Below are 12,603 nucleotides of genomic sequence, written 5' to 3' on the forward strand. Positions count from 1 at the left end.
CCACCGGGGAGGCCGCTGGTCGATGGATCTCGAACTCAGCCCGGACGACGAGGAGTTCCGGCGCGCGGCACGGGCCTGGCTGACCGCTCACGTGCCCGCCGCACCCCTGCCGTCCCTGGAGACGGCGGAAGGTTTCGCCGCCCACCGCGCGTGGGAGCGCGAACTGCACTCGGGGCGCTGGTCGGTGGTGTCCTGGCCCGAGGAGTACGGCGGGCGCGGCGCCTCACCGGTCCGCCGGCTGCTCTTCGAGGAGGAGTACCACGCGGCGCGGGCACCCGGCCGGGTCTCCCAGAACGGCATCAGCCTGCTCGCCCCCACCCTCTTCGAGCACGGTACGGACGAGCAGTTGGCGCGCGTGCTGCCCGCGATGGCCAACGGCGCGACCGTCTGGGCGCAGGCGTGGTCCGAGCCCGGCGCCGGGTCCGATCTCGCCGCGCTGCGGTCGGCCGCCGTGCGGACCGAGGGCGGCTGGCTGCTGCGCGGGCACAAGACGTGGTCCTCCCGGGCGGCGTTCGCGGACCGGGCCTTCGGGCTGTTCCGCAGCCACCCCGGCGCGGACCGGCCGCACCACGGGCTCACGTATCTGATGTTCGACCTGGCCGCGCCGGGCGTGACGGTGCGGCCGATCGGCCGTCTCGACGGGAAACCGGCCTTCGCCGAGCTGTTCCTGGACGACGTGTTCGTGCCGGACGCCGACGTGATCGGCGAACCGGGCCGGGGCTGGCGGGTCGCGATGAGCACGGCGGGCGACGAGCGGGGGCCGACGCTGCGCAGCCCGGGGCGTTTCACGGCCGCCGCCGCCCGCCTCGCCGCCCTGTGGCGGGACACCGCCGACCCGGCCGACACCGCGCTGCGCGACCGGGTCGCCGACGCGGTCATCGGTGCCCGCGCCTACCACCTGGCCGCCTGCGCCCAGGCCACGCGGATCGCGGCGGGCGACGCCCCAGGCGTGGCGGACAGCGCGCCTGGAGCGGCGGGCGGTACCCCGGGTGCCGGGGCCAGTCTCACCAAGGTCTTCTGGTCCGAGCTGGACATCGCCCTGCACGAGACCGCGCTCGACCTCCTCGGCCCGCACGGCGAGCTGGCCGGCGACGCCCCCGAGGCGCCGGACCACGGGAGCTGGGCCGAGGGCTGGATCTTCGCGCTGGCCGGCCCCGTGTACGCCGGAACGAACGAGATCCAGCGCGACATCATCGCCGAACGGCTGCTGGGCCTGCCGAAGGGACGGCGCTGAGCCGGACCGGCAAGGGGAGTTGAGCAATGCGGTTCCTCCTGGACGACGAACAGCGGGACTTCGGACGGGCGCTCGGCCGGATGCTGGCGGCGGCGGACACCCCGACCGCCGTACGGGCCTGGGCCACCGGGGACCGCGGCCCCGGGCGCGCGGTGTGGCGGCGGCTCGGGGAGGCCGGGGTGTTCGGGCTGGCCGTACCGGAGCGGTACGGGGGCTCGGGATTCCTGCCGGTCGAACTGGTCGTGGCGTACGTCGAGGCGGGGCGGCACGCCGTCCCGGGCCCGCTGGTGGAGACGGCCGCGGCGGCCGCGCTGCTCGGCCGGCTCGGCGACGCGGCCCCGGCCGGGCACTGGCTGCCCGCCGTCGCGGCAGGGGACGCGATGGTCTCGTACGCGGACCTGGCGCGCGGGCCGTACGCCCTCGACGCGACGGCCGCCGACGCCGTCTTCCTCACCCACGGCGACACGCTGCGGCGGCCCGGCGGGAGCGGGCCGGGTCCGGACCAGCCGTCGGTCGATCCGGCCCGGCGGCTGTCCCGGTGCGCGGCGGACGGCGGGGAGGTCCTGGCGAGCGGGCCGGCCGTGCGGGCCGCCGCCTCGTACGCCGCGGACACCGCGCGGCTGCTCACCGCGGCGCAGGCGCTCGGCGTCGGCCGGCGGCTGCTGGACGACACCGTGGCGTACGTCAAGCAGCGCACCCAGTTCGGTGTCGCCATCGGCTCGTTCCAGGCGGTGAAGCACCGGCTGGCGGATGTGCTGGTGGCGCTGGAGTTCGCCGAGCCGCTGATCCTCGGGGCCGCGGTGGAACTCGCGGGCGGGACGGCGGACGGCAACGCGGACCCGGCCGGCGCGGGGACCGGCATCGCGATGGCAAAGGTCGCCGCGGGCGAGGCCGCCTACGCCGCGGCACGGGCCGCGCTCCAGTTGCACGGCGCCCTGGGCTACACCGACGAACTGGACCTCTCCTTGTGGATGCGCAAGGCGCGAGCGCTGCGTGGCGCCTGGGGCACCCCCGCGGAGTGCCGGGCCCGGGTGCTCGCCTCCCCCGCGCCGGGCCGGTGAGCGGCGCACGCACGCGAAGGCAAATCTTTCACGAGTAAAACACCTGTTAAGCTTTTGATATGGGGAAACATGCCAGACCGACGGGACAGCAGGCAGCGGCCCTCTCCGGAAGCGCCGGAGCGGTCCGCGCGCGCCCGCTGCCCCTCAGGAGCACGGTCCTGCTGCGCCGCCCCGTGGACATCTGGCACAAGCCCGCACTGAGTGCGGTCGTCGCCCTGGGCCTTCCGGAATTCGTCCTGTTCGCGCTGGGCCGCCTGGACCTGGTCCTGTACACCTCGGCCGGCGCGATGTGCGCCCTGTATGCGCACGGCCTGCCGTACGCGGCCCGCGCGCGCACGCTGGCATGGGTGGTGCTCGGCATGGTCGCCAGCCTCGGTGCCGCCCTGACCGCCGCCTCGCTCACCGCTTCGGTCCCGCTGCTCGTCCTGCTCGCCTCGTTGGTCGCCGCCGTGCACAAGACGGTCTGCGACGCGACGCGCGTCGGGCCGCCGGGAAACCTGATCTTCACCTTCATCTCGGCGTCCGCCTTCTTCGTGCCTCAGCGGATCGGCCAGGTGCCCTTCCATCTGTCACTGGCCCTGGGCGCCGGCGCGCTCGCCTGGCTGGTGTGCATGGCCCCCGCGCTGGTCCGGCCGCGCGGGCCGGAGCGGATCGCCACGGCCCGCGCGCTGGAGGCCGCCGCGGCGTTGCTGCGCACCGGCCCGGAGTCCGGCGGCTCCCCCGCCGCACCGGACCGCGCCCGGCACGCCACCGCCGCCGCCGTGAACGCCGCCTGGCACACGCTCTTCCAGGTCCCGGGCCGCACCCCCGCCGCGGCCGCCGACCGCTCGGGGCTGGAGCGGCTGCTCGTACGGGCCGAGTCGGCCCTCGCCGCGAAGGCGGCCGACGAGGAGGAGGCCGAGCGCTGCACGGCGTGGGCGCGCGGCCTGCGCCGGGGCCGGGCCCTGCCGGAGGTCGCGCTCACCGGCGCACAGGCCGGTGAGCTGGCCGGGGTCGCCGCGGAGCACGCGGACCGCGAACGGGGCGCCGGCCACGGACGGGCCACGGACCGGGAGCCGCGCCGTCCCGCGCCCGGCCACCCGCACGGTGTCCGCGCCGTGCTCCACCGGCTGGCGCCCGGCTCACCGCTGCTGCCCATCGGCGCGCGGGTGGCCGTCGGCTGCGCGCTGGCGGGCTGGGGCTCGATGGCGGTCGGTGTCGGCCACCCGTACTGGGCCGTGGTCACCGCGGCCTCCATCTACCAGGCCAACACCACCCTCTCGTGGCAGCGGGCCCTCCAACGCACCATCGGCAACCTCCTCGGGCTGCTGCTCTTCACCGCGCTGCTGCCGGTCATCCACACCGGCCACCTCGCGATGATCCTGCTGGCGCTCACCTTCCAGTTCTGCGCGGAGGCGAGCATCACCCGCAACTACTGGCTCGGCTCGGTCTGGGTCACCCCGATGGCCTTGCTGCTGACCGAGTTCGGCAGTCACCTGCCGGCCCGGACGCTGGTCACCGACCGCTGGACCGACACCGTCGTGGGGGCGGCCGTGGGCCTGGCCTGCTGCGTCCTGGTCACCAACCGCCGCGCCGCCGACCGCATCGAAGCGGCACTGGACCGGGTGGCGGCCGCCGAGGCCGCCGCGCTCCGGCTGCTGGACGGCGACGGCCCGGAGGCCGCGGGAGCGGGCCAGGACCCGGCGGTACGGGAGGACGACGCGCGCGAGACGGGCTGGGCGCGCGACCGCCTGGCCGCCGGCCTGGTCGAGCTGCGGGAAGCGGTGGAGGTGTCGGCCGGCGAGTGGTGGCAGCGCGCCGTCCCCGAGGAGCGCGTCGCCCTGGCCGAGCGGCAGGGGCACCGCACGCTGGCCCGGCTCGTCCGCCGGCTGTCCGCTCCGGCACTGGCCGCGTAGCCGCGTACCCACGTACTCACCCAGCCGCGTGCCGCTCCCCCGCCTCCGCCCGGCCCGTACCCGTACCGCCCCGCCCTGCCGCCGGGAGCGGCACCAGGCAGAATTGGCCGGGCGCGGCGCGGCGCGGGGCCCGTACGGCGGCCCGCGGCACGCCGTACGCGAATCAGGACGCCGACGGGGGCCGGGAGAGCCCGGGAAGTAGAGGTGCGCGTGACCGAGGACATCGTCGCGGGGGTGCTGCGGCAGTGGCAGCAGGTCCATCCGGGGCTGGACACCGGCCCGATGGCGGTGATCGGACGGCTCAACCGCTGCTCCGCGCTGCTCCAGCAGGCCGCCGACGCGCCGCTGCGGCGGGAGGGCCTGACCCGCCCGGAGTTCGACATCCTCGGAACGCTGCGGCGGATGGACCGCGAGCTGACGCCGGGCCGTATCGCGCGCGAGACGTTCGCCTCCGGAGCCGCGGTCACCAAACGGGTACGGCAGTTGGAGACCCGCGGGCTGGTCGCGCGGCGGCCCGACGAGCGGGACCGGCGGGTCTCACACCTCTCGCTCACCGACGAGGGCCGGGCGGTCATCGACCGGCTGCTGCCCGAGCAACTGCGCTACGAGGCCGGTCTGCTGGAGGGCATCGACGGCAAGCGGCGGACCGAACTGTCCGAGGGGCTGGCCGAGTTGCTGGTCCTGCTGGAGGGGCGGCTCGGGAGCCTGCTGGACTGACGGCCCCGGGCGGGGAGGCGGCGGGGCGGAGGGACCGGAGGGGCGAGCAGGACACCGAGCGGCACACCGGCCGCGTGCCGGCCGTACGCCCTCCGTACGGCCGGACGGACGTCACCCGTACGCCTTTCGTACGCCCGGCGTCCGTACGCCGTCTGGGCAGGGCGGGTGGCGCACCGGCCGTTCGCCCGGTGCCTCCCCGGGAACGCCCGAGGGCTGCGGAATGATGCGTTCCGTAGACGTGGGCGGAGACGGCTCCCAGGTGCCCGGCCGGCGGACACCGCGGCGGTGCCGGTGCCGCGCGGGCGGAGGGAGGAGCGCCGGTTTGCCTGATCGCACGCCCTGCCCCGCGGGCGGCCGCCGGGAACGGCCCCGCGCCGCGGGCGGCCGCGGGCCTCCCGGGGCCCGTCCGCCCCGCCCGCCCGTCCACCGCCCGCCCCGTCGCCCGGCGACCCGCATTCCTGAGGCAGCGTCATGACTTCCCCCTTCGACGGTATGGCCGCGCTGCACGAGCGCAGCATCGACGAGCTGCCCTTCAGACGGCACATCGAAATGCCCTCCGTCCTCGCCGCGGCGGGCGGCGTCGAGGGGCGGCGGGTCCTGGACCTCGGCTGCGGCTCGGGGCACTACGCCCGCTTCTTCGCCCGTAACGGGGCCGGCCTGGTGCTCGGTGTCGACCGGTCGCCCGGGATGATCGCGCACGCCCGGCACCGGGAGGAGGTGGAGCCCCTCGGCGTGTCGTACCGCGTCCTCGACGCGGCGACCACCGACGCCCTGGACGGGGCCTTCGACGTGACCGTGGCCGTCTACGCGCTGTCCTACGCCGCCACCCCGGCGGCGCTCGCCCGGCTGTGCGCCGCCGCCCGCGACACGCTCGCCCCGGGCGGCCGCTTCGTGGCGGTCACACTCAACCCGGACTTCGCGACGGTCCCCCACTACTACCGGCCCTACGGCTTCGACCTCACGGTGGCCGACGCCCACCTGCGGGACGGCGACCCCGTAGGGCTGCACGGCCGGGCCGAGGAGGAGACGTTCCAGGTGACCGCTTACCACTGGTCCCGCGAGGCGCTCGAACGGGCCCTGACGGAGGCGGGGTTCACCGGCATCGCCTGGCAGCTCCCGCGCACCGCCGCCGAGGGCAGCGCGTCACTGTTCGCGCGCTACCTGGCGGCGCCGCACGTCGTGGTGGTGTCGGCACGGGTGGCCTGAGACCGGGCGCGCGGGCCTCCGCACCCGCCCGCCGGGTGCGCGAGCGCCCCTCGGGCCGGCCCCGGGACCGGTCCGAGGGGCCGGTACGTCACGGCTCCAGGCGGGCGACGCGCCCGTCCTCCCCCGCCGCCCAGCAGCCGAAGTCGGCGGAGCAGTCGACGGTGTCGTACGAGCCGTCGTCGAAGGTGTACCAGGACCGGCCGCCGTCGAGCGTGACGTCACTGCCCGTCGGCCCGACGGCCAGGGCGACGCGCGTGGTGCGGGGGAACCAGGCCACCCCGGACCGGTAGCGCTTCGGCGGCCGGGCGGACGCCTGCCAGGACGCGCCGCCGTCCGCGCTCACCGCGGCGGCCCTGGGCGAGGGCCTGCCGGTCCGGTGGTCACCGCCGACCGCGAGCCCGTGCGTACGGTCGCGGAAGGCCAGGCCGAACACGCCGCGCGCCGGGTCGCCCGCCGGAACCGGCGTCTCGGAGACGGTCCAGCTTCGGCCGCGGTCCGGGGAGTGCAGGACGCGGCTCTTCGCCGCGCCGCCGGTGGCGAACCACGCGTCGTACGCGCCGGAGCTGACCAGGCACTGGCCGCCGGCCGCGAAGGACGCCTCGCCGGGCTGGGCGGGCGGCATGCCGCGGGTGGGCAGCACCCGCCAGTTCCGGCCGCCGTCGACGGTGGACAGGATGCGGTACGTCCCGTCGACGGGGTCGGCGAGCGCGATGCCGTGGCTGCTGTCGAAGAACGTCATGCAGTCGTAGAAGGCGCGCGGGTCGGTGTTGCGGAAACTCTCGGTCCAGGTGGCGCCGCCGTCGTCCGTACGGAAGACCCGGGACGCCGCGCCCTCGCCGGCCGACAGCACCACGGCGTGCCGCGCGTCGAACGCCTCGATGTCGCGGAATTCCAGCTTCCCGGCGCCCGGCGGCGAGACGTCCCGCCAGTGGTCGCCGCCGTCGCGGGTGCGCAGCACGGTCCCGCCGGTGCCCGCGACCCAGGCGGTACTGCGGCTGACGGCGGCCAGGCCGCGGAAGCGCGCGTCGCTGTCGCTGTCCTTCTCGTCCCAGCCGCCGCCCAGCACCCCGGACACCGTCAGCGGCCCCGCGGCGGGCCGTGCGGCGGCGGACGGCTGTGCCGATACGGGAGCCGCGCCCGCGACGCTGAGCACCGCGGCGCAGGCCACCGCCCACACCCCGCGCCCGCGTCTCCCGCACCCCGGCTGTCCTGGCTGTCCCGGCTTCCCCATGACCCTCATGACGCTGGAAGCTAGCCCAGCCGGGACGCCCCGTCCAGACATTCCCGTACGCGCCTCCGTACGCGCCTCGCCTCGCGCCGGCCCGGTGCCGCTCCTACTGTGCTGAACAGGGGGTGCGGAAGCAGCCGGGGGGCGAAGCGGGAGGAGACGGCGATGGACCGGCAGGAGATCCGCTCATGACCGCGCCGGCCCCGGTGACGGTGACCGACGACCGTGCCGCGAACCGCTACGAGGCCAGGCTCGGCGGTGAAGTGGCGGGGGTGGCGGCCTATCTGCGCGCCGAAGGGCTCATCGCCCTCGTGCACACCGAGGTCGACCCGGTGTACGAGGGCAACGGCATCGGTTCGGCGCTGACCCGGCACGCGCTGGACACGGCGCGCGCGGACGGGCTGCGGGTGCTGGCCGTGTGCCCGTTCGTCGCGGGCTGGATGGAGCGGCACCCCGAGTACGGCGACCTCGCCTACGAGAACCGCAGCACGGTCACGGACTGAGGCCGGGGCGGCGTCAGCCGATACGGCAGATCCGCACCGGGCCCCAGTGCCGGCTCCAGCGGCAGTGCTCGGGCGGGGTCGGGCCGGTGGTGGGTGGGGGCGAGACCCTCGGAGTGGGCGAGACCCTCGGAGTGGGCGAGACCCTCGGAGTGGGCGAGACCCTCGGAGTGGGCGAGACCCTCGGAGTGGGCGAGACCCTCGGAACCGGTGTGCGGGTGGGTGTGGGTGTGGGCCGTGCCGTGGGGCCGCCGGTCGGTTCGGGCGTGGGGGTGGGCCCGCCGGTCGGTCCGGACGCCGTCGGGTCCGGAGTGGGGCTTGCCGCCGGTCCCGTGGGGGCCGGGGTGGAGCCGGGCCTGCCGGTCGCGGACGGCGCGGGCGCCTGCGGCCCCGAAGGCCCGGGAGCCGGCGAGGCGGTCGGCCCGCCCGCCCGGGGCACCGGCGGCGTACTCGCCGTACCCCGCGCCGCCGGCGCCGACGGAACGGCCGGAGCGCCGGTGGGTACGGAGGTCGCCGACCGCTCCGCGGTGGCATCGGGCACCGCCCGGTCCGCGCCGTCGCCCGGTTGCGTGCCGCCCCCGGCCCCGTCCGGCACCGCTGCCGTCCGCCCGGCCGTCGGCGCCGCGTCGCCGCCGGTCAGGGCGATGCCCGCGGCGACCGCCACGCCCGCGACCACCGCGACGCCGACGCCCGCGGCGGTGGCGGCCACCGGCCCGGCCTGCCCGATCTGGCCGCGCAGCAGATGCCGCACGGACTTCTGTACGGCGGTGAGCGCTTTCTGTACGGACGTGGCCGCGCCGCTCCCGGCCGCGTGAGCGCCTCCGGCCGCGGCGGCCCCGGCCCCCGCGAGCGGCAGCAGGAACTTCGCCGAACCGCCCGCCAGGAGCACCAGCAGCGCGGGGCCGGTGAGCGCGGGCAGCCGGTCGTTGGCCCGGGTGAGCAGTGCCATCCGGGCCCGGCAGTCGGGGCAGTCCGCGAGGTGGCCGGTGACCCCGTCGGCCTGTTTCGCGGTGGCCTCGCCCCGTACGTACGCGGGCATCCGCTGCCAGTGCACCTCGCACGCCGGGTCGTCCGGGGTGCCGGGCACCGAGCCCAGGAACGCCTGCCGCATGCCCTCCCTGGCCCGGTGCAGCAGCACGGCCGTCGCGCCCTTACCCGCCCCGATCGCCTTGCCGACCGCCTCCAGCGGCTGGTCCTCGGCCTCCGCCAGCCACAGCGCCGTCACCCAGCGCTGCGGGAGCCGTCCCATGACGCGGGCGAGCAGGTCGACGTAGGCGACGCGCTGCGCCGGGTCGGCGTGCTCGGCCGCCGGTCCGGTGCCGGCCCATGCCTGGCCGTCCTCGGGATCCTGCGGTATCTCCCGGGCGGCGGCCGCGCCGACGGCCGAGGCGAGGTGGCGGATGGTGGTGCGGAGGTAGGCCGGGACGTTGTCGATGCGGTGGCCGGACCGGATGCGGCGCCAGACCCGAAAGTGCGCCTCGGCGACGAGGTCCTCCGCGAGCCAGGCGCTGGTCGTCAGCGACCGTGCGTAGGCGACCAGGCGCGGGTGTTCGCGCTCGTAGAGCCGGGTGTAGTCGTCCGCCGCCGACGCCGGGGACCCTGCGGATGCTTCGGACATGAACGGCCAACCCCTGACGTGTCACCCCCAGCGCCGGAGTTGCGCCACGGCCCCGGTCCGGCGCCCTGGTCCGGTCACAGGCTCTCCGTCGCGGGCAGACTCGTTCCGGTTCTGACGGCCTTGCTTGGATTTCGCAAGCCTAAGGAGCACATATCGCCGCAATCAAAAGTTCGTGACGCACCTCACGCGGCCATTCGGTGCACTGGCGTAATACGCGGCGCGTCTTACGGGTCGTAGAGGCAGAGACCCGTCCGCACGAGCATCCAGGGAGCCGGCGATGCCCCACGTCATCGACCAAGCCGTCCACGCCCGACTGATCGCGTCCGTGCCCCGGTCGCGGAAGGTCCCCGCCCGGCTGCGCTACGACAGCGAGGACCCGCTGGCGGTGCACGTCGTCTTCCCGCCGGTGGCGTCGCTGGACGGGGCGGAGGTCGGGTGGACCTTCGCGCGCGACCTGCTGGCGGACGGCCTGCGGGAGCCGTCCGGCCAGGGGGACGTGCACATCTGGCCGTGCGGCCCGGACCACACGATGCTGGAGTTCCACACCGCCGACGGTCTGGCCATGGTGCAGTTCCCGGCCCGTGACCTGCGCCGCTTCCTGATGCGGTCGTACGGCGTGGTGCCCCTGGGCAGCGAGGCCCGCCACCTCGACGTCGAGGGCGACCTCGCGGCCCTGCTGCGCGAGGCGTAGGCCGCCGGGTGCGGCCGGTCTGCCTCAGTCGCGCCCGAGCAGGGTGTCCAGTTCATCGTGCCGAGAGCGGTTCGCCGGGCGGGGGATTCCGCGTACCGGGAGTCTCCGTCCCGGCGACCGCTTGACTTCAAGTGCACTTCAACAGGAAGAGTGATCAGCGAAACGATTCAGCACTCGTCCCGAGGAGCCCCGTCATGCGCACCACCACGCTCGGCAGCACCGGACCCGAGATCGGCGTCATCGGCCTCGGATGCATGGGCATGACGCATGCCTACGACCCTGCCGGCCGCGACGAGGCGACGTCCGTCGGCGTCCTCCGGCAGGCGGTCGACCTCGGTGTGACGCTCGTCGACACCGCCGATGTCTACGGTCCGTACACCAACGAGGAGCTGGTGGGCCGGGCACTGGCGGGCGGCTACCGGGAGCGGGTGGTGCTGGCCACGAAGGTCGGACTGGAGTCCTCCCCGGGCAGGCCGGGTGATCACACCGCGCTGGTGCGCAACGGCCGCCCCGAGCACATCCGCCGCTCCATCGACGAGAGCCTGCGCCGCCTCCGCACCGACCACGTGGACCTGTACCAGCTGCACCGGGTGGACCCCGAGGTGCCGGTCGAGGAGAGCTGGGGCGCGCTGGCCGAGGCCGTCCAGGCGGGCAAGGCCCGGCACATCGGCCTGTCGGAGCCGACCGTCGAGGAGATCCGGCGCGCGCAGGCCGTGCACCCGGTCGCCTCCGTACAGTCCGAACTGTCGCTGTGGACCCGTGAGGCGCTGGACGAGGTCGTGCCCTACTGCGAAGCGCAGGGCATCGCCTTCCTGCCGTTCTCGCCGCTCGGCCGCGGCTTCCTGACCGGCAGCATCACCTCCTTCGACGAGCTGCCGCTGGACGACTTCCGCCGCCGGCTGCCGCGCTTCCAGCAGGACGCGCTCAAGGCCAACCTGGAGCTGGTGGGCAAGGTCCGCGCCATCGCCGGACAGCACGGCGCCTCCCCCGCGCAGGTCGCCCTCGCGTGGGTGCTCGCCCAGGGGCGGTACGTCGTCCCGATCCCCGGCACCAAGACCCCGAAGTACCTGGTGGACAACGCCGGTGCGGCGGACGTCACCCTGCCGCCCGCCGCGCTGGCCGAACTCGACGCGCTGCCGGCGGCCGAGGGCACGCGTCTCTGAGGCCGGCCTCCGGCACCACCGCGCGTTCGCTCGTTCGGGTCACACTGCGGCTCCGTCGGTGCCCGGACGGCACCGACGTGGGCATGTTCCCGGCGGGGGGCGGTGGTGGAGGGGCCGGGGAGGGGCATGGTGGAGACGGGGCGGCTGCCGTCGTTGACGGGCCTGCGGTTCTTCCTGGCCGCCTCGGTGCTGGCGACCCACCTCTGCACCGACGCGACGTTCTTCGCCGACGCCCGGCTGCGTACGGCGCTCCTTCCACTGGCCACCGTCGCGGCCTGTGCGGTCAGCGGCTTCTTCGTCCTGTCCGGGTTCGTGCTGACCTGGACGCACCGGCCGGGTGAACCGGCCGGTGCGTTCTGGCGCCGCCGCCTGTGGCGCATCGGCCCCGCGCATGTGCTGGGCTGGCTGGGGGCGGTGGCGTTCGCCGTCCTGGCCGCGGACTCCGCGCTCCCGAACGGCCTGCCGCTGCGCTGCGACCCGGGGTTCGGCGCGGTCAGCCTCCTTCTCCTCCAGGGCTGGGCCCCGCACCTGGCGCTGAACGCGTGCTTCAACTCGCCCTCGTGGTCCATCTCCTGCGAGGTGTTCTTCTACGCGCTGTTCCCCTTGCTGATCTCCGCGGCGCGCCGTCTCCCGGCCAGGCGTCTCGGAGCGGCCTGGACGGTCCTGGCGGTCGCCGTCCTGTCCCTGCCCCTGCCCGCCCTGGCGGTCGGCGGCCCCGCCCTCGGCAGGGACATCCCCTTGTCGGCCGAGAGCGTCTGGCTGTGCTACTTCTTCCCTCCGGCGCGGCTGGCGGAGTTCGCGCTCGGCATCGTCACGGCGCGCCTGGTCCGCGCCGGCCGGTGGCCGCGGGTGCAGCGCACCGTGCTCCTGCCGGTCTGCGCCACGGCCGCCGCACTGACGCCGTTCCTTCCGGCGCCGTTCCGCTTCGGGGCCCTCGGAGCCGTGCCCCTGACCCTGGCGATCGCCCACTGGGCGCGTGCCGACGCCGGGGGCCGGCCCGGCCTGCTGGCCCGCCCGGCCCTGACCACCCTGGGCGAAGCCTCGTACGCCCTGTACATCCTCCACTGGCCCCTGCTGCTGACCGTCCGGCACCTGCTGGGCGAGGACCGCACCTTCACGACTCCCGTCGGGCTGGTTCTCGTCGCGGCCTGCGCCCTCCTGGCGCAGGGCACGGCCCTGCTGGCGCACCGGTTCGTCGAACGGCCGCTGGCCCGGCGTTTTTCCCGCCGCCGGAGCCCGGCGCCCTCGTCCCCCGCAGAACCGGCCGGGGTGCCTTCCGCCTGACGGGGG

General features: G+C 75.8%; 11 protein-coding genes. 9 read left to right on the plus strand and 2 right to left on the minus strand.

Translation table 11 applies throughout. The features are described from left to right. Positions 1-22: 22 nt before the first annotated feature. The 5 genes from ACZ4QV_RS16850 to ACZ4QV_RS16870 all read left to right on the plus strand — a co-directional run bounded on the left by ACZ4QV_RS16850 (position 23) and on the right by ACZ4QV_RS16870 (position 6,113). On the plus strand, positions 23-1,234 hold the full coding sequence (locus tag ACZ4QV_RS16850) for an acyl-CoA dehydrogenase family protein (RefSeq protein WP_361581455.1): 1,212 nt from the start codon (positions 23-25) through the stop codon (positions 1,232-1,234). A 26-nt stretch (positions 1,235-1,260) separates the two neighbouring features. After that, a complete protein-coding gene (locus ACZ4QV_RS16855) occupies positions 1,261-2,295 on the plus strand; it encodes an acyl-CoA dehydrogenase family protein (protein WP_361581458.1) in 1,035 nt (344 codons plus the stop codon). Between the two features lie 59 nt (positions 2,296-2,354). Beyond that, positions 2,355-4,190 carry an FUSC family protein gene (locus ACZ4QV_RS16860; protein ID WP_361148297.1) on the plus strand — a complete coding sequence of 612 codons (1,836 nt, stop codon included), beginning with the start codon at positions 2,355-2,357 and terminating at the stop codon, positions 4,188-4,190. Between the two features lie 210 nt (positions 4,191-4,400). Further along, the gene (locus ACZ4QV_RS16865) at positions 4,401-4,907 is read left to right on the plus strand and encodes a MarR family winged helix-turn-helix transcriptional regulator (RefSeq protein ID WP_031002500.1); all 507 of its coding nucleotides are present in this window, start codon (positions 4,401-4,403) and stop codon (positions 4,905-4,907) included. A 471-nt stretch (positions 4,908-5,378) separates the two neighbouring features. Continuing rightward, positions 5,379-6,113, plus strand: a complete 735-nt coding sequence (locus ACZ4QV_RS16870) for a class I SAM-dependent methyltransferase (protein WP_361148299.1) — start codon at positions 5,379-5,381, stop codon at positions 6,111-6,113. Between the two features lie 88 nt (positions 6,114-6,201). Here ACZ4QV_RS16870 and ACZ4QV_RS16875 read toward each other — a convergent pair whose 3' ends face one another. Then, the gene (locus tag ACZ4QV_RS16875) at positions 6,202-7,281 is read right to left on the minus strand and encodes a WD40/YVTN/BNR-like repeat-containing protein (protein WP_361581463.1); all 1,080 of its coding nucleotides are present in this window, start codon (positions 7,279-7,281) and stop codon (positions 6,202-6,204) included. Between the two features lie 248 nt (positions 7,282-7,529). On the opposite strand from ACZ4QV_RS16875, the gene ACZ4QV_RS16880 reads away from it, so the two are divergent. Beyond that, positions 7,530-7,844: a GNAT family N-acetyltransferase gene (locus ACZ4QV_RS16880; RefSeq protein ID WP_361148301.1), complete on the plus strand. Its 315-nt coding sequence runs from the start codon at positions 7,530-7,532 to the stop codon at positions 7,842-7,844. Between the two features lie 13 nt (positions 7,845-7,857). Here the strand turns inward: ACZ4QV_RS16880 and ACZ4QV_RS16885 are convergent, their stop codons facing one another. Next, the gene (locus ACZ4QV_RS16885; RefSeq protein WP_361581466.1) at positions 7,858-9,459 is read right to left on the minus strand and encodes a sigma factor; all 1,602 of its coding nucleotides are present in this window, start codon (positions 9,457-9,459) and stop codon (positions 7,858-7,860) included. A gap of 277 nt (positions 9,460-9,736) precedes the next feature. Here ACZ4QV_RS16885 and ssgD point away from each other — a divergent pair, with 277 nt between their 5' ends. From ssgD to ACZ4QV_RS16900, 3 genes are all read left to right on the plus strand, one after another. After that, the gene (ssgD, locus tag ACZ4QV_RS16890) at positions 9,737-10,150 is read left to right on the plus strand and encodes a spore wall synthesis regulator SsgD (protein ID WP_361581469.1); all 414 of its coding nucleotides are present in this window, start codon (positions 9,737-9,739) and stop codon (positions 10,148-10,150) included. A gap of 194 nt (positions 10,151-10,344) precedes the next feature. Continuing rightward, entirely contained in the window at positions 10,345-11,313 is a 969-nt protein-coding gene (locus ACZ4QV_RS16895) for an aldo/keto reductase (protein WP_361148307.1), read from the plus strand. Between the two features lie 126 nt (positions 11,314-11,439). Then, positions 11,440-12,597 carry an acyltransferase family protein gene (locus ACZ4QV_RS16900; RefSeq protein ID WP_361581473.1) on the plus strand — a complete coding sequence of 386 codons (1,158 nt, stop codon included), beginning with the start codon at positions 11,440-11,442 and terminating at the stop codon, positions 12,595-12,597. Positions 12,598-12,603: the final 6 nt, after the last annotated feature.

Source organism: Streptomyces sp. NPDC026394 (genome assembly GCF_055567735.1).

What these genes read in the sequence shown, in the direction of transcription:
- ACZ4QV_RS16850 (WP_361581455.1), top strand. Translation starts at nt 23, where the DNA reads ATGGATCTCGAACTCAGCCCGGACGACGAGGAGTTCCGGCGCGCGGCA.
- ACZ4QV_RS16855 (WP_361581458.1), top strand. Translation starts at nt 1,261, where the DNA reads ATGCGGTTCCTCCTGGACGACGAACAGCGGGACTTCGGACGGGCGCTC.
- ACZ4QV_RS16860 (WP_361148297.1), top strand. Translation starts at nt 2,355, where the DNA reads ATGGGGAAACATGCCAGACCGACGGGACAGCAGGCAGCGGCCCTCTCC.
- ACZ4QV_RS16870 (WP_361148299.1), top strand. Translation starts at nt 5,379, where the DNA reads ATGACTTCCCCCTTCGACGGTATGGCCGCGCTGCACGAGCGCAGCATC.
- ACZ4QV_RS16880 (WP_361148301.1), top strand. Translation starts at nt 7,530, where the DNA reads ATGACCGCGCCGGCCCCGGTGACGGTGACCGACGACCGTGCCGCGAAC.
- ACZ4QV_RS16885 (WP_361581466.1), bottom strand. Translation starts at nt 9,459, where the DNA reads ATGTCCGAAGCATCCGCAGGGTCCCCGGCGTCGGCGGCGGACGACTAC.
- ssgD (WP_361581469.1), top strand. Translation starts at nt 9,737, where the DNA reads ATGCCCCACGTCATCGACCAAGCCGTCCACGCCCGACTGATCGCGTCC.
- ACZ4QV_RS16895 (WP_361148307.1), top strand. Translation starts at nt 10,345, where the DNA reads ATGCGCACCACCACGCTCGGCAGCACCGGACCCGAGATCGGCGTCATC.
- ACZ4QV_RS16900 (WP_361581473.1), top strand. Translation starts at nt 11,440, where the DNA reads ATGGTGGAGACGGGGCGGCTGCCGTCGTTGACGGGCCTGCGGTTCTTC.